At 71.7% G+C, this 18,052-nt stretch carries 19 protein-coding genes and 3 tRNA genes; 10 read left to right on the forward strand and 12 right to left on the reverse strand.

Features of this window, described 5'->3' with window-relative positions; all coding sequences use genetic code 11:
- Positions 1-118: 118 nt before the first annotated feature.
- The 4 genes from D2L64_RS10625 (at position 119) to D2L64_RS10640 (ending at position 1,177) form a co-directional block, all read left to right on the forward strand.
- A tRNA-Glu gene (locus D2L64_RS10625) sits at positions 119-191 on the forward strand.
- Positions 192-224: 33 nt separating this feature from the next.
- Positions 225-298: transfer RNA gene (locus D2L64_RS10630), tRNA-Asp, on the forward strand.
- A gap of 105 nt (positions 299-403) precedes the next feature.
- A tRNA-Phe gene (locus tag D2L64_RS10635) sits at positions 404-477 on the forward strand.
- A 187-nt stretch (positions 478-664) separates the two neighbouring features.
- A complete protein-coding gene (locus tag D2L64_RS10640) occupies positions 665-1,177 on the forward strand; it encodes an SRPBCC family protein (RefSeq protein ID WP_119574923.1) in 513 nt (170 codons plus the stop codon).
- Between the two features lie 11 nt (positions 1,178-1,188).
- On the opposite strand, the gene D2L64_RS10645 is transcribed toward D2L64_RS10640, so the two are convergent.
- Entirely contained in the window at positions 1,189-1,578 is a 390-nt protein-coding gene (locus D2L64_RS10645; protein ID WP_119575159.1) for a hypothetical protein, read from the reverse strand.
- 154 nt (positions 1,579-1,732) lie between these two features.
- Between D2L64_RS10645 and D2L64_RS10650 the strand changes: the two genes are divergently transcribed.
- Positions 1,733-3,070 carry an ABC transporter substrate-binding protein gene (locus D2L64_RS10650; protein ID WP_119574925.1) on the forward strand — a complete coding sequence of 446 codons (1,338 nt, stop codon included), beginning with the start codon at positions 1,733-1,735 and terminating at the stop codon, positions 3,068-3,070.
- Between the two features lie 113 nt (positions 3,071-3,183).
- On the opposite strand, the gene D2L64_RS10655 is transcribed toward D2L64_RS10650, so the two are convergent.
- The gene (locus D2L64_RS10655; RefSeq protein ID WP_119574927.1) at positions 3,184-3,930 is read right to left on the reverse strand and encodes an enoyl-CoA hydratase/isomerase family protein; all 747 of its coding nucleotides are present in this window, start codon (positions 3,928-3,930) and stop codon (positions 3,184-3,186) included.
- Positions 3,927-4,814 carry a 3-hydroxyacyl-CoA dehydrogenase family protein gene (locus D2L64_RS10660; protein ID WP_119574929.1) on the reverse strand — a complete coding sequence of 296 codons (888 nt, stop codon included), beginning with the start codon at positions 4,812-4,814 and terminating at the stop codon, positions 3,927-3,929. Before D2L64_RS10660 ends, D2L64_RS10655 begins: the two co-directional genes overlap by 4 nt.
- A 193-nt stretch (positions 4,815-5,007) precedes the next feature.
- Here D2L64_RS10660 and D2L64_RS10665 point away from each other — a divergent pair, with 193 nt between their 5' ends.
- Positions 5,008-5,304, forward strand: coding sequence for a hypothetical protein (locus D2L64_RS10665; protein WP_119574931.1), 297 nt, complete (start codon positions 5,008-5,010; stop codon positions 5,302-5,304).
- A gap of 66 nt (positions 5,305-5,370) precedes the next feature.
- On the opposite strand, the gene D2L64_RS10670 is transcribed toward D2L64_RS10665, so the two are convergent.
- A complete protein-coding gene (locus D2L64_RS10670) occupies positions 5,371-6,150 on the reverse strand; it encodes a class I SAM-dependent methyltransferase (protein ID WP_119574933.1) in 780 nt (259 codons plus the stop codon).
- Between the two features lie 55 nt (positions 6,151-6,205).
- Here D2L64_RS10670 and D2L64_RS10675 point away from each other — a divergent pair, with 55 nt between their 5' ends.
- Entirely contained in the window at positions 6,206-6,583 is a 378-nt protein-coding gene (locus D2L64_RS10675; protein ID WP_119574935.1) for a PPOX class F420-dependent oxidoreductase, read from the forward strand.
- A 76-nt stretch (positions 6,584-6,659) separates the two neighbouring features.
- On the opposite strand, the gene D2L64_RS10680 is transcribed toward D2L64_RS10675, so the two are convergent.
- Together D2L64_RS10680 and D2L64_RS10685 are read right to left on the reverse strand one after the other, a co-directional pair.
- Positions 6,660-6,869, reverse strand: a complete 210-nt coding sequence (locus D2L64_RS10680) for a BldC family transcriptional regulator (RefSeq protein ID WP_007073996.1) — start codon at positions 6,867-6,869, stop codon at positions 6,660-6,662.
- 253 nt (positions 6,870-7,122) lie between these two features.
- On the reverse strand, positions 7,123-7,962 hold the full coding sequence (locus tag D2L64_RS10685) for a hypothetical protein (protein ID WP_119574937.1): 840 nt from the start codon (positions 7,960-7,962) through the stop codon (positions 7,123-7,125).
- A 319-nt stretch (positions 7,963-8,281) separates the two neighbouring features.
- Here D2L64_RS10685 and D2L64_RS10690 point away from each other — a divergent pair, with 319 nt between their 5' ends.
- Positions 8,282-9,364, forward strand: coding sequence for a Glu/Leu/Phe/Val family dehydrogenase (locus tag D2L64_RS10690; RefSeq protein ID WP_119574939.1), 1,083 nt, complete (start codon positions 8,282-8,284; stop codon positions 9,362-9,364).
- A 290-nt stretch (positions 9,365-9,654) separates the two neighbouring features.
- The gene (locus tag D2L64_RS10695) at positions 9,655-9,867 is read left to right on the forward strand and encodes a DUF3073 domain-containing protein (protein ID WP_119574941.1); all 213 of its coding nucleotides are present in this window, start codon (positions 9,655-9,657) and stop codon (positions 9,865-9,867) included.
- 139 nt (positions 9,868-10,006) lie between these two features.
- Here the strand turns inward: D2L64_RS10695 and amcA are convergent, their stop codons facing one another.
- The 5 genes from amcA to D2L64_RS10720 form a co-directional block, all read right to left on the reverse strand.
- Positions 10,007-10,243 carry a multiple cyclophane-containing RiPP AmcA gene (gene amcA / locus D2L64_RS10700; protein WP_119574943.1) on the reverse strand — a complete coding sequence of 79 codons (237 nt, stop codon included), beginning with the start codon at positions 10,241-10,243 and terminating at the stop codon, positions 10,007-10,009.
- Positions 10,212-11,315 carry a cyclophane-forming radical SAM peptide maturase AmcB gene (gene amcB, locus D2L64_RS10705; protein ID WP_325049904.1) on the reverse strand — a complete coding sequence of 368 codons (1,104 nt, stop codon included), beginning with the start codon at positions 11,313-11,315 and terminating at the stop codon, positions 10,212-10,214. The genes amcA and amcB overlap by 32 nt, the downstream gene beginning before the upstream one ends.
- A gap of 172 nt (positions 11,316-11,487) precedes the next feature.
- The gene (gene purM, locus D2L64_RS10710; RefSeq protein WP_119574947.1) at positions 11,488-12,642 is read right to left on the reverse strand and encodes a phosphoribosylformylglycinamidine cyclo-ligase; all 1,155 of its coding nucleotides are present in this window, start codon (positions 12,640-12,642) and stop codon (positions 11,488-11,490) included.
- Positions 12,643-12,706: 64 nt separating this feature from the next.
- Positions 12,707-14,269, reverse strand: coding sequence for an amidophosphoribosyltransferase (purF, locus tag D2L64_RS10715; protein ID WP_119574949.1), 1,563 nt, complete (start codon positions 14,267-14,269; stop codon positions 12,707-12,709).
- A 161-nt stretch (positions 14,270-14,430) separates the two neighbouring features.
- Positions 14,431-14,814: a sterol carrier family protein gene (locus tag D2L64_RS10720; protein ID WP_407663083.1), complete on the reverse strand. Its 384-nt coding sequence runs from the start codon at positions 14,812-14,814 to the stop codon at positions 14,431-14,433.
- Between the two features lie 177 nt (positions 14,815-14,991).
- Here D2L64_RS10720 and D2L64_RS10725 point away from each other — a divergent pair, with 177 nt between their 5' ends.
- The gene (locus D2L64_RS10725) at positions 14,992-17,190 is read left to right on the forward strand and encodes a carboxypeptidase regulatory-like domain-containing protein (RefSeq protein ID WP_456080976.1); all 2,199 of its coding nucleotides are present in this window, start codon (positions 14,992-14,994) and stop codon (positions 17,188-17,190) included.
- Positions 17,191-17,293: 103 nt separating this feature from the next.
- Here D2L64_RS10725 and D2L64_RS10730 read toward each other — a convergent pair whose 3' ends face one another.
- Positions 17,294-18,049 carry a 2-phosphosulfolactate phosphatase gene (locus D2L64_RS10730; protein ID WP_119574956.1) on the reverse strand — a complete coding sequence of 252 codons (756 nt, stop codon included), beginning with the start codon at positions 18,047-18,049 and terminating at the stop codon, positions 17,294-17,296.
- Between the last annotated feature and the right edge of the window lie 3 nt (positions 18,050-18,052).

Consider the following 18,052-nt stretch of genomic DNA (forward strand, 5'->3'; position numbering starts at 1 on the left):
CTGCTGCCATACCGGTTTGGTCGTCCGGTGAGACATCACGTATGCTTTCCAAGCCTCCGGCGGGGCCGGATGGGAGCAAGTCCGCACAGAGTTGCGAATGTGCAATGATGGCGGGGCCGCCCTCATCGTCTAGCGGCCCAGGACGCCGCCCTTTCAAGGCGGTAGCACGGGTTCGAATCCCGTTGGGGGCACGGTCCGGCTTCGGCCGGATGCAACATCAGCTAGGTCCTGTGGAGCAGTTGGAGTGCTCGCCGCCCTGTCAAGGCGGAGGTCGCGGGTTCAAGTCCCGTCAGGACCGCAAGCGCTGACGCCGCGCACCACGCGCGGCGTTCTGCGTATCGGGGCAGCTGACCCGACCGATGGTGATCCCGTCGGGCGGGTAGCATGAACCGAGCACCACCACGGCCAGGTAGCTCAGTTGGTACGAGCGTCCGACTGAAAATCGGAAGGTCGGCGGTTCGACCCCGCCCCTGGCCACATAGCCTTTCGCCGGGCTACAGAGATCCCCACCAGCGGAAACGTAGGTGGGGATCTTGCTGTTGGTACGCCTGCCGCGGCGCCGCCGACCGGTCCGGCGGAACCGTCCGCAACCGGACAGATCACCAGGCGGGACGGACATCAGCCATGCTGCGCAGCCGGGCATCAGCCGGTATGGTCCGGGCCTATGGGGCACGGGATGGCCGATCCGACCGACATCCAGCAGGATCACGAGCGCTACGCACTGCGCACCAGCCTGCTGGTTCCGGCCCCCGCAGCCGAGGCATACGAGGTCTTCACCGGCCGACTCGCGGACTGGTGGGTCACCGAGTACACCTGGTCCGGCCCGGCCGTCCTCGCCGACCTCGGCATGGAGCCGCGGGCCGGCGGGATGCTCTACGAGATCGGCCCCTACGGATTCCGCAACGACTGGGGCCGGGTGCTCACCTGGGATCCGCCCCGCCGGCTGGTCTTCACCTGGCAGATCAGTGCGGACCGCGCGCCGGTGCCCGACCCGGCGCAGGCCAGCGAGGTCGAGGTGCTGTTCACTCCGGCGGGCGGCGGCACCCTCGTCGAGGTCACGCACCGGCACTTCGACCGGCACGGTGAGGCCGCCGAGGGCTACCGGCAGGCGCTCACCGCCGGCTGGCACGAACTGCTCTCCCGCTACTCCGCTACGGTCGCCGACCGGGTCGGCTGAGCGAGCGGTCCTCAGGTGCAGCGGTGCCGCAGCGTGGCCACGGTCGAGCCGGCGAGGGTGAGCAGGCACTCCGGCAGCAGGCCGTCGGCCGCCGCCGCGCCGAACAGGGCCTGAGCGGTGTCGAGGTCCGAGTTGGCGTACGCGCTGACGAAGCGGGCCACCCATCGGGCGTCGTACCCCGCCTGGTCTATGTCGGGGAAGTCGAGTGCGCAGGCTCCGGGCGGCACCGGATCGCCGACCATGGTCGCGGCCAGGCACCACGCCACGTCGTACGCGCCGGTCAGGCCGGCCCGGTCGACGACCGCGTCGAAGGTTCCCGCCACCGCGTCGGAGTCTCCGTCGAGCGCCGAACTGAGGATGGCCGCGGCGTCGGCAAGCGTCTGCTGTGGCGAGTCGGTCACCCACCGCACGGTAGGGGTGCCGGTCAAGGAGCCGTCAACCGTCACTCTCCGTACACGACGGAGGCGACCTGCGGATAGACGGGCCTCCACGGTCCCGTTGCCCGGCGCGGCACGCTAGTCTGCGCAGCGGACCTTCGCCCGAGGAAGGACGACGATGCACATGTCACGCGGTGCGCGGACAGCCATCACGGTTGCCTGCGCCACGGTCCTGCTCGCCACCAGCGCTTGCGGGAATGACCAGCCCGAGGAGTCGAGCACCCAACAGGTGCGCCTCTACGGCACGGACGGCAACATGTCCAACTCGTACGCCGACGAGCTGGGCGATCGCGCCAACCTGGTGGACGGCATGAAGGGCACCACACCGCTGACACCGCTGCCGGAGGACTTCCGGAAGCGGCTACTGTCCGTCGACCCGGACCTGGATGGCTTCCTCTACGCCGCCGAGGCGTACGACGCGGTGGTGATCAGTGCCCTCGCGGCCGAGATCGCCGGTACCACCGCCCCGGCGGCCATCGCGAAGCAGATCGTCGGCGTCACCAACAACGGCACCCAGTGCGGGACCGTGACCCAGTGTCTGCGGCTGATCCGCGACGGCAAGGACATCGAGTACCGCAGCGTCTCGATCACCCGGGCCGGGTTCACCGACGCCGGTGAGCCGGCTACCGCCAGCTACGCCACCCTGCACTTCGACGGCCAGCAGCTCAACGACGCCAAGACGGAGTTCGTCGGTGCCGGTGACGAGTCGGCCGCGAGCAGCAAGCGACCGCCGCGTGCTGGCGCCCCGGCCTCGGACGCGCCGCTGGTCCTCGGCGGCCTACTGCCCAAGACCGGTGACCTCGCGATCGCCTACCCGCCGCTGGCCGCCGGCACGGCGCTGGCGATCAAGGAGATCAACGCCGCCGGTGGCGTACTCGGCGAGGACGTGGTCTGGATCGACGGTGACGACGGCACCAACCCCGCAGTCGCCAAGGCGACCGTGGCCCGTCACGTGGCCGACGGCGTACACGTGATCATCGGGGCCGGTGGCTCCGGTATCTCCGCCGCCGTACTGGAGGACGTGGTGAAGGCCGGGCGGGTGCTCTTCTCCCCGTCGAACACCGCGGCGAGCCTGACCGAGGCGGACGACAAGGGCCTCTACTTCCGCACCGCGCCGCCGGACGGGCTCCAGGGCCGGGCACTGGCCGACGTCATCCTCCGGGACGGCCCGCACAAGATCGCGATCGTGGCCCGTAAGGACTCCTACGGCACCGGCCTGCAGGACGTCGTCCGGGCCGAGTTGGAACGGGCCGGCTTCGGTGGCGACAAGGTGCGGCTGCTCGACTACGAGCCCGGCGAGGGCGCCGACGCCCCGCCGATCGACTTCACCGCGGGCGCCAAGGAGATCAAGGAGTTCGGCGCGGACGCCGTCCTGATCATCGGTTTCGCCGAGTCCGCCGCGGTCGTGCGGGCACTCGCCGACGCCGACGTACCGCTGGCCGCGCTCGGCCGCTGACCCGCGTCACCTGAGCACGTACCGACCGACGGCCGCACCGGGATCCCGGTGCGGCCGTCGGGTTCCGACCCGGCCCAGCGCCGAGGTGGCGGGTGCGGCGCCGGGCGGCCGGCTCAGCGTCCGCGCCGCCGGTCGAGGAACTCGGTCATCCGCCGGCGCTTCTCCTCGTCCTCGAAGAGGACCGCCTGGCTGACCAGATCCAGCTGTGGGTGCGCGGCGGGCGGGGCGTCCACGGCGAGTTTGGTCAGCCGAAGCGCCAACGCCGACCCCTTGGCCATCTCGTCGATCAGGTCGTGAGCCGCCGGAAGCAGTTCGTCCGGCGTGGCCACCACCCGGTTCAGCAGGCCGATCCGCAGCGCCTCCGCGGCGTCCACCCGGCGCCCGGTGAACAGCAGTTCCTTGGCCCGGGCCTCGCCGACCAGGGCCGGCAGGCGGTGCGTGGCGCCGGCACCGGCGAGGATGCCCAGCCGCACCTCCGGCTGTCCGAAGACCGTCCGCTCGGTACCCACCCGCAGGTCGCAGGCGTACGCCAGTTCGGCGCCCCCACCCAGCGCGGGCCCGTCGACCGCCGCCACGGTCGGCATCGGCAGCGCCCGGATCCGGGCGAAGGCCGCCGAGTTGATCGCGGCGAGGGCGTCCAGCCGCCCCCGCTCGCGCAGCTGGGCGATGTCCGCGCCACCGGCGAAGATGCCCGCCGTGCCGCCGGTCAGCAGCAGCATCCGCGGGTCGGCCTCCAGCTCGGCGCAGACCTCGTGCAGCGCGGCGATCAGGTCGGCGTCGATGGCGTTGCGCTTCTCCGGCCGGTCCAGCGTGACCACCAGCCGGTCCGGCAACTGTTCGACCCGCAGTCCCGCGCTCACCGCGCCCCGCCGGGCAGGTCGGTGCCGCCGGAACGCACGCCGTCGGTCCAGCGGTAGAAGCCCTGGCCGGACTTCTTGCCCAGCCGGCCCTGGGCCACCATCTCCAGCAGCAGTGGCGGCGGCGCGAACCGGTCACCGTACGCGGCCTGCAACGTGCGGGCGATGTCGAGGCGTACGTCCAGACCCACCAGGTCGGTCAGCTCCAGCGGCCCGACCGGGTGCCGGTAGCCGAGCACCATCGCCTTGTCGATGTCGGCGGGGCTCGCCACCCCGTCGGCGACCATCCGGATGGCCTCCAGCCCCAGGTTCACCCCGAGGCGGGAGGTGGCGAAGCCGGGCATGTCGCGTACCACGACCGGGTCCTTGCCGAGCCGGCCGGCGAGCGCGACGGCCGCCTCGGTGGTCGTCGCGGCGGTGGCCGGGCCGACCACCACCTCGAGCAGGGCCATCGCCCAGACCGGGTTGAAGAAGTGCAGCCCGCAGAAGCGCTCCGGTCGGGCCAGGTCGGCGGCGAGGTCGGCGATGGCGATGCTGGACGTGTTGCTGCCCAGCAGCATCGGGCGCAGCGCCTCCGCCTGGGCCAGTACGGACCGCTTGAGGTCGAGCCGCTCCGGCACCGCCTCCACGATCACCTCCGGCGCCTCGGCGACCTCGGCGAGCCCGGCCCGCAGGGTGACCCGGGCCCGGTTCGTGGCGGCCTGCTCGGCGGTCAGCTTGCCGCGCTGCACCGCCCGTTCCCACAGCCCGGTGAGCCGCTCGACGGCCGCGGCGCCCCGCGCCTGGTCCAGCTCGACCAGTTCCACCCCGTAGCCCGCCCCGGCGGCCACGTACGCGATGCCGAGCCCCATCGTGCCGGCCCCGACCACGACGAACCGTTCAGTCATTACGACACCACCGCACAGTGACGATCGTTGGTTCGCTGGCGCCGTCGGCGCGCGGGGTCGCCGCCACGCCCGAGCCAGCCCGTACGCTCCGCTCAGTCATGGTGCGACCCTATGCAGCACCGACCGCCGCCGCGTGCGTGGGGGCGGCCGGGATCGGGTAGGAAGCGCCGACAACCAAGGGAAGGACCAGCTGATGAGTCAGGCACCGGAGACCGTGGACGGCGCGGGCGCCGAGGAGACCGTGGAGACGCGCGGCGACGAGCGCGTCGAGTTGCTGCGCGCCGACACCAACAACGACGGCCGGACCGACGTGTGGGTGGTCGACACCGACGGCGACGGCAAGGCCGACCTGTTCCAGTTCGACACCGACGGCGACGGCAAGGTCGACGTCACCATGGTCGACATCGACGAGGACGGCCAGCCGGACGCGGTCGTCGACGGCGACGGCGGTCTCCCCCCGAAGCAGCTCCCCCCGACCGTCCAGGTCTGAGCGGAAGGAGGGGCCCTGGTCGACGCCGCCGGTATGGCAAGGGCCCCTCCTGACGTCTCCGGCCGCTCAACCGGCCAGCCGCAGGGTGGCGAGGTAGTACGGGGCGTCCCGGTCGTCCACGTCGGCCAGCCGCCAGGCGGTGCCCCGGACCAGCTCGGCCAGTTCGTCGACGGAGCAGACCAGGTAGTCGAACCAGGGCGTGCCGAGTTCTCGGTAGCGCAGCCGCAGCCGCAGTTGCCCGCCCAGGCGGCCCCGGCGCCGGTTCAGCTCGTGGTAACCGGTGTGTACCGGATCGCGGGTGCCGTACGGATCGGTGCCGTGGGCGATCACCTGCGCTCCCGGGCGGGCCATCGCGGCGAGTGCGGCGAGGAAGACCGGCGCGCGTTCCCGCCCCTCGATCAGCCCGAGGTTGTTTCCGAGCAGCAGGAACGTGTCGTAGCGCCGTCCGCTCTCGGCGTGTTCGTCGACCGTGGCGCGGACCAGGTCGCGTACGCCCCGGCGGCGGCAGACCTGGAGGGCGCCGGGTGAGATGTCCAGCCCGGTGACCGGTACGCCCCGTTCCTGGAGCACCAGCGCGATCCGTCCGGCACCGACACCGACGTCCAGCGTGGCACCGCGTACCCGGTCGACGGCCCGGTGGTCGTGCGGTTGCCAGTCCTGCGGCCCGTCGAGGTACGGCGCGGCCGGTGCCCCGTTGATCAGCCCGTCGTCCCGCTCGATGATCTCGATGACCGGACGGGGCAGCCGCCCACCGGCCAGCGGCCGGGGTCCGACCCCGGTGTGCACCGCCAGTGCGTCGCGTACCAGCTCACCGAAGACGTCGCCGATGCGTGGTTCCCCCGTCACATCCGTCACGCTATCGGGCTGCTCAGTCAGCCGCAGCGGCCGTATCCTGGGGCGCGTGACCACGTTGGACCGCCTCTCGGCGGAGAAGTACGTACTGCTCACGACCTTTCGCAAGGACGGCCGTGCGGTGGCGACCCCGGTCTGGGCGGTGCGCGACGGCGACGCCCTGGCGATCTGGACCGTCGCGGACTCCGGCAAGGTGAAGCGGATCCGCCGCAGCGGCGAGGTCACGGTGGCCCCGTGCGACGTGCGGGGTCGACCGCACGGTGCGGCGGTGCCCGGCCGGGCGAGCCTGTACGACCCCGGGGCGACCGCCCGCATCCGGGGGCTGATCAAACAGAAGTACCGGGTGATCGGCCGGCTCACGCTGCTCGGCAGCCGGCTGCGCCGGGGTACCGGCGGCACGGTCGGCATCCGGGTCGAACTGACCTGAACACCCCTGGACGTGCCGAAGGGCGACGGATCTGCGTCCGCCGCCCTTCGGAAGTTCTGCTATCTACCCGGCCAGGTCAGTCCCCCTGGCGCTGCTGCGGGATCTGACCCTGCAGCAGTGCCCTGACCTCGGACTCGCGGTAACGGCGGTGGCCGCCCAGAGTCCGGATGGCGCTCAGTTTGCCAGCCTTCGCCCAGCGGGTCACCGTCTTCGGGTCGACACGGAACATCGACGCCACCTCGGCCGGTGTGAGTAGCGGCTCTGGTTCGTGCGTTCGCGATGCCATCGGTCACTCCTCCACATGTATAGACATCGGCCGGGGTCCCGCCGGCCGACGCGTCTCCCATGGTCCGGCTAGTCCCCGATGTCCGACATGGGCCGAACGGCCGAACGTCCCTAGACGGACGGATGAACCATGCCCGATTTATGGGACTTTTACACGCCAGAAAGTACCTTATTCGGACTCATGATCACGGTTCGTGACGCATCAACTACGAACGAGCCTCGCTTTATCCCGCCACAATTAGGACAATCGAGGACTAGTTGCACCGCTCAAGTAGTTGCACGGCCCGCCAGCGGGCGACCAGCTTGTCGTACGCCGCGGAGGCCTCCTCCGCCTCGCCCTGGGACAGCCCGGCCAGCCCGGCCGCGACCAGTTCCGGCGAGTCGTCGGCGGCCAGCGTCTCGTCCGAGAGCAGGTCGACCAGCCCGCCGTAGTCCAACTCCACGACGGACCGCGGGTGGAACTCCTCCAGCCACCGGGCGGCCTCCTCGACCGCCTCGGTGATCGGCGCGTCGCCTACCGACTTGCGGAGCACCGACAGCGCCCGGGAGGAGCGACGCCGGGCCTTGGAGATCTCCGTCCGGAACCGCAGCGAACGGCGGTCGGGCGCGGTCACGTGGTGCCGCTCGTCCGCCTCGAAGAGCACGAACCAGCGCAGCGGCACACCCCAGGTCGCGATCTGCTCGTGCACCCGGGGCACCCCGTGCTCCAGCACCCGGGCGCCGCTGCGCCAGTCCTCCACCACCGCCTTGGCCTGCCCGGCCAGCACCGGCGGAACGAACGCGTCGGCCAGCACCGCCGGCACACCGTCCCGCGCGCTCAGCGCGGCCTCGGCCACCCGGATCCGCAGGTTCCACGGGCACACCAGCAGGGTCTCGTCGGTCTCCAGCACGTACGCCTCGTCCGGCAGGTCGGGCAGCCGGGTCCAGCCGGCCCCGAGCGCCTCGATCACCGAGGTGCGCTGCCGGCCCGGCCCCTCCACCGGCGCCACGGCCCGCCCTTGCTCCACGTAGCGCCGCCAGTACGCCTGACGGTCCCGGTCGAAGGCGGTCAGCGGCTCGTACACGCGCAGGTATGAAGCGAAGAGCGACGGCACGGCGCGATCCTCCCACGAACCGCAAGCCGAGCGTCGCTCGGCGTCATCGCGGCCCCCTGCGGCCACGACCCCGGCCCGGACGCCCGGCCCCTCGACCCGGCCCCGACGGGCCAGCGGGCCAGCGGGCCAGCGGGCCAGCGGGCCAGCGGAACCGAGTACGCCGCTCCGGCGGCGGGCGGGCGGCCCGCAGGGCGGGACGAGCGACCGGTCACGGCGGCACGAGGCGACCCGATACTAGGCTCGCAGCACCGGCAGCATCCCCGCCGGCGCACACCAGGTCCGCGTCCCACAAGGACGCCCGCCGACACAGGAGCCAGCCATGGGCGTATTCGCCAGCACCGACGACCCGGAAGCCACCGGACACGAACAGGTCGTGTTCTGCCAGGACAAGCAGACCGGCCTGAAGGCGATCATCGGCATCTACTCCACCGCGCTCGGCCCCGCGCTCGGTGGCACCCGCTTCTACCCGTACCCCAGCGAAGAGGCCGCCCTCGCGGACGTCCTCGACCTGTCCCGCGGCATGGCGTACAAGAACGCGCTCGCGGGCCTGGACCTGGGCGGCGGCAAGGCGGTCATCTGGGGTGACCCGGAGCAGATCAAGAGCGAGGCGCTGCTGCGCGCGTACGGCCGCTTCGTGGAGTCCCTGGGCGGCCGCTACTACACCGCCTGCGACGTCGGCACGTACGTGCCGGACATGGACGTGATCGCCCGCGAGACCCGGTACGTCACGGGCCGCAGCGTGGAGCACGGCGGGGCGGGTGACTCCTCGATCCTCACCGCCTGGGGTGTGTTCCAGGGCATGCGGGCGGCGGCCGAGCACGTCTGGGGCGCCCCGACGCTGCACGGCAAGCGGGTCGGCGTCGCCGGCCTGGGCAAGGTCGGCAGGTACCTGGTGGGTCACCTGGTCGACGACGGCGCCGAGGTGGTCGCGACCGACGTCAACCCGCGCGCCCTGGACTGGGCCCGCACCACGCACCCGCAGGTGACGCTGGTCGACGACGCCAGCGCGCTGGTCGCCGCCGACATCGACGTGTACGCCCCGTGCGCGCTGGGCGGGGCGCTGGACGACGACACGGTGACGTCGCTTCGCGCGAAGGTGGTCACCGGCGCGGCCAACAACCAGCTCGCCCACCCGGGCGTGGAGAAGCTCCTCGCCGACCGGGGCATCCTCTACGCACCGGACTACGTGGTGAACGCCGGTGGTGTGATCCAGGTCGCGGACGAGATCGAGGGGTTCGACTTCGAGCGGGCCAAGCTGCGGGCCACCCGGATCTACGACACCACCCGGGAGATCCTCCGGCTCGCCGACGCCGACGGCGTCCCGCCCGCGGTGGCGGCGGACCGGCTGGCCGAGCGCCGGATGGCCGAGATCGGCCGGTTGCGCGCGATCCATCTGCGCTGACGCGCCGTCGGGGGCGGGGCGTTGGTCCCGCCCTCGGCGCGCTGTCCCGGCTAAGCTGAAGATACGACGCGTTCGTGCGGATATGCCCCGTGTCACGACCGTTCCCGGCATCGCTCCTTACCGGGTACAATGGGTGACGACTGCATAACCGCAACGCGCGGCGACGGTCGACGGTAACCCGAGGTGCCGAACGGTGGCATCCCCATGTACCGTAAGAGCCACGAGAGATGCCTGACGTCATCGGGGCCCGCCTTCGGGCTGCCCCGCATTCTGTGCGAGGGGGTCGAGCCATGGGGCGCGGCCGTGCTAAGGCCAAGCAGACAAAGGTGGCCCGGGAGTTGAAGTATCACTCCCCGAACACCGACCTCGCCGCCTTGCAGCGAGAACTCGGCGGCAGCGGCAAGTCGGACCGCAACTTCGACGACGACTACAAAGAGTACGTCGACGATGACGAGGACCATGCCGAGGACGACCCGGACAACTGGGTCCGACCGACCCGCTGACCCCCGGTCACAGCTGAGCACGCGGTAACTCCCGCGTGCTCACGTATGTGCCCGCTACCCGGCGGTGTACCACCGACGATCCAAGGGCCTGCCACGTCCGGACCCGTTCCGGCGTCGTGGCGGGCCCTTGGATCCGCGCTCACCGGGGTCGGTTGTTCCAGTTGTAGAACGTCGGGATGTTCTCGAAGTGGTTCCAGGCGCAGACGGCGCTCGCTCCGTCGCCACCTGCCACCTCCGCCCGGGAGCGTCGCGCGACCTCGGCCTCGTGCAGCAGGACGGTGAGCCCGGCGGCGGCCTCCCGCACCCGGTCGGCGACCCGGTCGGGCTCGCCTCCCATGTCGTGCTCAGGCTCCCGGTGACTGGTGGTCTCGGGCATGCTCCAACACTCCCTCCAGTAGGCGGATCTTGCTGTTGCGGCAGTGCTCGGTCTCCGTACCGTCGAAACGACCCAGCTCGAAGTACCGGTTGGCCGCGTGGCCCCCACCACAGAACCCGAAGTAGGGGCAGGAGGACCGACACGCCTCCACCCCGCTGATGAACTCACCCACCCAGGCCGTCCGGTCCGCGTCGGCGAGGATCGCCGCCAACGGCCGGGTGAGCACGTTGCCGCTGGTGAAGTCGCCGTACCGGGGGTCGGAGAAGCCGGCCAGTTCGGGCGAGAGCACCACCACCGAGCCGTCGTACGCCACGGTCGGGATCGGGTCGAGGCGCCGGGGCAACAGGTCGTCGGCGGTGCCGTCGAGCACCGCCGCGGCGTACCGCAGTGACCACTCGACCTCCCGCAGGTGGATCCGGGGATCCCGACGCCAGGCCGACACCAGCTCCGCCCAGAACCCGGTCACCGCGGCGGCATCGTGGGAATTATCACGCCGGTTCACTCCCTCGGTCTCCTCGATGTTCACACCGAGCACCTCGCAGCCGAGGTCGAGGCAGTAGTCGTACAGCTCCGTCGCCCGGCCGGGCGACGGATCGTTCACCACGGCGAGCGCCGAGAAGGGCAGCCCGTGCCGGCGCAGCGCTGCCACCCCGCGGACGATCCGGTCGTACGCGGGCCGGCCGGCCCGATCCGTACGGTCGCCGTTGCGCTCCCGCGGCCCGTCGACGCTCACGCTCACCCGCATCCGCTGCGCGGCGAAGAACTCGCACCACGCGTCGTCGACAAGCGTGGCGTTGGTCTGCACGTGGTGCTCCACGTCGGCGGCGAACGGCGCCATCAGCGCGGCCAGTTGCTCCCGGCCGGCGGCCAGCGGCTCGCCCCCGTGCCAGACCACCGAGAACCGCCCCGCGGCCGCCCACGGGTTCACCGAGGCGGCGACCGCCTCCGCCACGGCAACCGACATCCGTCGGTCAGCCGCCCGCAACGGCAGGTAGCAGTACGCGCAGTCGAGGTTGCAGAGTGTGGTGGGCTGCATCACGACGTACGACGGGACAGCGGCCAAGCCGCGCATCCCGCCCAATGACCGTCCCCGCGCAGCCATCGCCCTCCTCATCGGGATTGAAGGCTGCCGGGCACCCCCGACACGGGCGCGCCCCACAGCTTCGAGGGTGCCTTCAGGCTAGGCGGCAACAGCCACTCGGGTGAAGCCCTGATCAGGTGCCCGGACGATCAGCTCAGTGTGATCAACCCCGGGTGTGCTGGCCGACCATCTGCACCTCGCCGGTGCCCTCGATGATCTCGCCGACCTGCCAGGCGTCGACCCCCCGGCCGGTCAGCGTGGCCAGTGCGCGGTCGGCGTCCTCGGCCGAGACGATCGCGAACATGCCGACGCCCATGTTGAAGGTCGCCTCCATCTCCACGTCCTCGATCCGGCCCTTGGACTGGATCAGGTCGAAGATCGGCTGCGGCTTCCAGGTCGAGCGGTTGACCACCGCGTCCACGTGCTCGGGCAGGATCCGCACCAGGTTGCCGGGGATGCCGCCGCCGGTCACGTGGGCCAGCGCCCGCACCTCGGCCTCGGCGATCAGCTTGAGGCAGTCCTGGGCGTAGATCTTGGTCGGGGTGAGCAGCTCCTCACCGAGGGTGCGCTGCCGGCCGAAGTCGTCGATCACGACGTCCAGCCGCATCCGGCCGGCGCCGAGCAGCACGTGCCGGACCAGGGAGTAGCCGTTCGAGTGCAGCCCGGACGAGCGCATGGCGATCACCACGTCACCCACCTCGACCCGCTCCCGGCTGAGGATCGCGCTCTCCTCGACCACACCGACGCCGGTGGCGGAGATGTCGTACTCGTCGGGGCGCAGCACACCCGGGTGCTCGGCGGTCTCCCCACCGAGCAGCGCGCAGCCCGCGTACCGGCAGCCGTCCGCGATGCCGGCGCCGATCTCGGCGACCTTGTCCGGTACGACCTCGCCGGTGGCGATGTAGTCCAGCAGGAACAGCGGCTCGGCACCGCAGGCCACCAGGTCGTCGACGACCATCGCGACCAGGTCGATGCCCACCGTGTCGTGGATGTCCAGTTGCTGGGCGATCACCAGCTTGGTGCCGACGCCGTCGGTCGAGGAGGCCAGGATGGGGTTCTTGTACTTCGTGGTGTCCAGCCGGAACAGGCCGGCGAAACCACCGAGGTCGCCCATCACCTCCGGCCGGCGGGTCTGCTTCACCTTCGACTTCAGCAGCTCGACCGCGCGGTCACCCGCCTCGATCGACACGCCGGCGTCCGCGTACGAGACCGAGCGTTTGCGAGCCGGACGGCCGGCGCCGGCCGTCCAGGGCTGGCGGTCGCCGCCGGCGCCGGTCGGGCTGCTTCCTGCGCCGCTGCGCTCGGACACGTGCGTCACGGTTCTCCCCTTTGTGGTTCTCAGCTGCGCTACCGGCGGTGACCGGCACCGCAGCCCGGCGGTGCTACGGGCGGATGGTGGTCGCCGACATCTTGTCGTCGGCTCCTGCGGCGGCGAACGGAGGGACGAGCTGCTCGGCGGCGTCGGTGTCGTCGGCCGCGCTGTGCGCGACCCGACGGCCGATCCCCTCGAGCACGTGCTTGCCGATCAGGTTGCCGACGGGCAGTTCGATCGGGTACTCCCCGTCGAAACACGCCCGGCACAGCCGGGTCTTGGGCTGCTCGGTCGCGGCGATCAGTCCGGGCAACGAGACGTAGCCGAGCGTGTCCGCGCCGATGGAGCGCCGGATGCCGTCGTTGTCCAGACCGTTGGCGAGCAGCTCGGCGCGGGTGGCGAAGTCGATGCCGTAGAAGCAGGGCCAGGAGACCGGTGGCGAGGAGATGCGGACGTGCACCTCCACCGCACCGGCCTCACGCAGCATCCGGACGATCGCCCGCTGGGTGTTGCCCCGGACGATGGAGTCGTCGACCACGACCAGGCGCTTGCCCCGCACGTTCTCCCGCAGCGGGTTCAGCTTGAGCCGGATGCCGAGCTGACGCAGGGTCTGCGACGGCTGGATGAAGGTACGCCCGACGTACGGGTTCTTCACCAGACCGGAGCCGTAGGTGATGCCGGACTCCTCGGCGTAGCCGATCGCCGCCGGGGTGCCCGACTCGGGAACCGGGATGACCAGGTCGGCCTCCACGGGGTGTTCCTTGGCCAGCTGGCGGCCGATCTGCACCCGCGCGGCGTGCACGTTGCGGCCGGCGATCTGAGCGTCCGGGCGGGCGATGTAGACGTACTCGAAGAGGCAGCCCTTCGGCTCCGGCGCGGCGAACCGGGTCGACCGCAGCCCCTCGGCGTCGATGGCGATCAACTCGCCGGGCTCGACCTCCCGGACCACGCTGGCCCCGACGATGTCCAACGCCGCCGTCTCGCTGGCCACCACCCAGCCGCGCTCCAGCCGACCGAGCACCAACGGGCGCACCCCGTGCGGGTCACGGGCGGCGTAGAGGGTGGTCTCGTCCATGAAGACGAAGCTGAACGCGCCCCGCAGCTGCGGCAGCACCTCCAACGCGGCGGCCTCCACAGAGAGATCCGGTCGGCTGGCCAGCAGCATGGTCACCAACGAGGTGTCGTTGGTCGAACCGTCCGCGCTCAGCCCCCGCTCGGTCACCTCGCGCTGCAGCTCGGCGGTGTTGACCAGGTTGCCGTTGTGGGCCAGCGCGATGGTGGTGCCGGAACTGGTCGCCCGGATCGTCGGCTGGGCGTTCTCCCAGGTCGAGCCACCGGTCGTCGAGTAGCGGGTGTGCCCGATCGCGACGTGCCCGCGCAGGCTCGCCAACGTCGGCTCGTCGAAGACCTGCGCCACCAGGCCGAGATCCTTGTAGACCACGACGCCGGAGCCGTCGCTGACCGCTATGCCGGCCGCCTCCTGACCCCGGTGCTGCAACGCGTACAGCCCGAAGTAGGTCAGGTTGGCGACCTCTTCCTGTGGGGCCCAGACACCGAAGACGCCACACGCGTCCTGGGGGCCGGGTCGTTGGGGATCAAGGTCGTGGCTCAGCCGGCCGTCGCCTCGGGGCACCTGCCGCTCCCTCTTGCTGGTCTGGACTGGCCTGGCGGAACCAGAGAACCTGCTCCGCACTGATCGGCCGGGACCACACTGTCGTCAGCTGACAGTGTACGCGAATCCATGTCGCCACATACAGTCACGCTGTCACCGCTTTGGGTCAGCGGCCGCAGGCGTCACTCCAGTTCCAGCGGCAGGTACCCGGAGAGATCCGCCCGACTTCCACTCGCCCGTACGCGACCCTCCGTGACCGCCCGGGCCCAGTCGAGGCGCCCGGTCGCCAACCCGAGCCAGGTCTCCGGATCCATCTCCACCGTGTTCGCGGGGGTACCGCGGGTGTGTCGCGGCCCCGGAACACACTGAACTGCACCGTAAGGTGGGACACGCACCTCCACCGATCGGCCGGGGGCACGCGCCGCGAGGGTGGTCAACAAGGCTCTGACCGCCGCACGGAGTACCGGCCGTTCGGGTGCTCGCCCCTCGTCGAGTGCCGCCAGCGCCGCGGTGACCGCGGCGGACTTAATGTACGGAGAGGACACGACGGGACGATACGGCGTCATCGCGCCGGGCCTCACGCTGGCCCTGGGTCGCGCCGATCCGCCCCGACAAGGCATAGTTGCCGACGGCGTATTCGTACCGTGATGTTCCCTCGGCCCGGCAACGGCCGGTCAGGGAGGTCAGTCCGGAAGGCGGTGGACGTGTCAACACACCGACGAGCCTGGCAAAAGCGGGCCGGTGTGGTCGTGGCGCTGATTGTGGGCGCCCTGCTCGCGATCCCCGCCACACCCGCCCTCGCCGCCACCGTGAACGTCATCCCCGGCGCGGTTACCGTCAACGCGGGCAGCGATGCCACGGTGACCGTACAGGTCACGCCGGGTGAGGGCGACACCACCGCCGAGATCAGCCTGACCGGTCTACCGGCGGGCGTCAGCTGCGCCAGGGGTTGCGGAAACGTCCAGTTCAACGGCCAAGCGCCGAGGGCGCAGCTGCTGACGCTGCGCGCCAACGACAACGCCCGCAACGGCAGTGCCACCGTCACGGTCCAGGTGCAGCCGGACAACTCCGATCCGGCGACCGCCAACATCCAGCTGACCGTTCGCGGCGAGCAGGCACCACCGACGTCGGCGCCGCCGACGACGCAGGCGCCGCAGACGGTCCGGTCGATCTCCGGCAAGGTGGTCAACCAGGCCGGGGAGGGCGTGCCGAACGCGTACGTCCTGCTCAAGGACAGCGCCGGCACCCAGTACGACACGACCAGCAACGGTGACGGCAACTTCCGCTTCACCGGCACCAGCGATCGGCCGATCGCACCGGGCCGGATCGACCTCGGCGCGAGCGCGAACAACATCCGCGAGGTGGTGAGCTTCACCGCGAACGCCGGCCAGAGCATCACCGGCCGGCGGATCACGCTGGCGATCGCGGCCTCGACCAGCCCGACTCCGACGCCGTCCACAAGTGAGTCGGCGCCGCCCACCGAGGATCCGTTCGACGACGTGTTCCCCGAGGACGAGGAGACCCCCGGCGAGTCCGCGGTGGTCCAGACGCAGGCCAGCAACGATGAGTCGGGCGGCTTCGGCAGCTGGCTGCTGGTGCTGCTGGGTGGTCTCTTCGTGGCCGTCGGTGTCGGCACGATCGTGCTGCTCTGGATGAAGCGCAAGGAGAACGACGACGCCGAGGCCGACGGGGACGCTCCCGCCGGTGCGCCAGCCGGCGCGGTTCCAGCGGCTCGCGGCTCCTTCGTCGGGGCGGACGACCAGACCCGGGTGGTGAACCGGGTCGGCGGCACGCCGGACCCGACCATGGTCGGCGGCCCCGGCCTGAGCAACGCGCCGACGATGATGCACCAGCCGGTCGTCGACGACGTCCCGCCGGATCCGTACGGCGCACCTCCGCAGCCCTACGGCGCCGCGGGTGCGGCCGGTCCGAACTGGTCCGGTGGCGGCTACGGCGAGGAGCCCGGCGGCTACGGCGCACCCGGTTACGGCAACGCTCCCTCCTCGGGTGGCGGCTACGGCAACGCCCCGTCGTCCGGTGGGGGCTACGGCAACAGTCCCTCGTCGGGCAGTGGCTACGGCAGCCGCGACTACGGCGCCGGCAGTGGCGGCAGCGACTACCCGCCCGCGCGTGGGGCTCCCGGTTACGGCGAGCGGTACGACGAGCCGACCGGGCGGTACAACGGCGAGGAGACCCGCTACCCGGCCGCCGCCGACCCGTACGCCACCGGCGTGTACGAGCCCGAGGCCGGCTCGGGCGGTTACCGCCCGGCCGAGTCCACCGGTTACGGCCCGGCCGAGTCCACCGGTTACGGCCCGGCCGAGTCCACCGGTTACGGCCGGGGCGAGCCAGCCGGCGGGTACGGCCGCAACGAGCCGGCCGGCGGCTACGGCCAGAGCGACTCGACCCGGCGCTACGGCCAGGGTGAGCCCACCGGCGGCTACGACCAGGGCAACCCGGCCGGCGGCTACGGGCAGGGCTACGGCCCGGCCGACGCGACCCGGGGCTACGGCCAGGGCGAGCCCACCGGCGGCTATGGGCAGAGCGACCCGGCCGGCGGCTACGGCCAGGGCGACCGGGGTTACGGCCCGGCAGACTCCACTTCCGGGTACGGCCAGGGTGAGGCGACCGGCGGCTACGGGCAGCAGCCCGGTGGCGCGTACGGCCCGGGTGGCTACGACCAGGCCGGTGGCTACGGCCAGGAGCCGCCACAGCAGCGCGGTGGCTACGACAACGCCTACGAGCCCGGTGGCGCGTACGGCCAGGGTGGCTACGAGCAGAGCGGTGGCTACGGCCAGGAGCCGCCCCGCCAACGCGGAAGCTACGAGCAGGGTGGTTACGATCAGGGCGCCGGATACGGCGACCCAGCTCAGGCCGGTCGGGGCCGCCCGGACAATCCGCCGGAACGCGGCGGTCGTCGACTGGACTGGTTGGACGACTGAGGCCCCCGTCCCTGTTGGAGGTCGCCCGGCGCCAGCCGACGCAGCGACGTCCAGCAGGGACGTCCAGCAGCGACGTCCAGCAGGGACGTCGACGGCGGGTGGATCAGGCGGCGGAGAAGACGCCCTGGCGGAGCACGGGTACCACCGTCGAGCAGCCGAGGCGTACCGCGATCTCGACGTCCTCGGCGAAGCCGCTCTCGATCAGCTCGCGGCCGGAGACGCAACCCCGGATCGCGGCCGGTACGTCCGGAGTGCTGGCCAACGCGGCGAGCGCCATGGCCGCCTCCACCGACAGGCCGCCCGGCGCACCGGACAGCGCGTCCAACACGCTGGCCGCGCCGAGCTGATCCTCCACCGAGGGCCGCAGCGAGCCGTCCGGCCAGCGTTCTCCGGCGGCGATCACGCCGATCGGGTCGTCGGTCGAGCCGTACCCCTGACGCAGCAGCCAGCGCCCGACGGCGCGGGCGTTGCGCAGGTTGGCCGCGACCACCGGTATTCCGGTGGCGCTGGCAGCCGCGCTGATCGCCGAACCGTTCGGTGAGGGCAGTACCAGGTCGGAGACGACGGGCGCCCGACTCAACGCGGCCGGCGACAGCGACCACGGATGTGCCGCGGTGACCTGCCGACGCCCGGTCGCCACGATCGCGCCGACCCGGCGTGCGTAGTCGGCGGCCTGTTCACCCCACGGGAACGGGTGCACCCGCATCCCGCGACCGACCGCCACCTCGACGGTGGTGGTGAACGACAACACGTCCACCACCACCAGTACCGCGCAGACCCGGCCGAGTTCCGCCGCCCCCGCGAGGCCCCAGTCGAACCGGGCCGCGGATCCGGGCTGGGCGTAGACGGCCCCGGTCAACGC

It is taken from the genome of Micromonospora radicis (assembly GCF_003583405.1).
Taxonomy (GTDB): domain Bacteria; phylum Actinomycetota; class Actinomycetes; order Mycobacteriales; family Micromonosporaceae; genus Micromonospora; species Micromonospora radicis.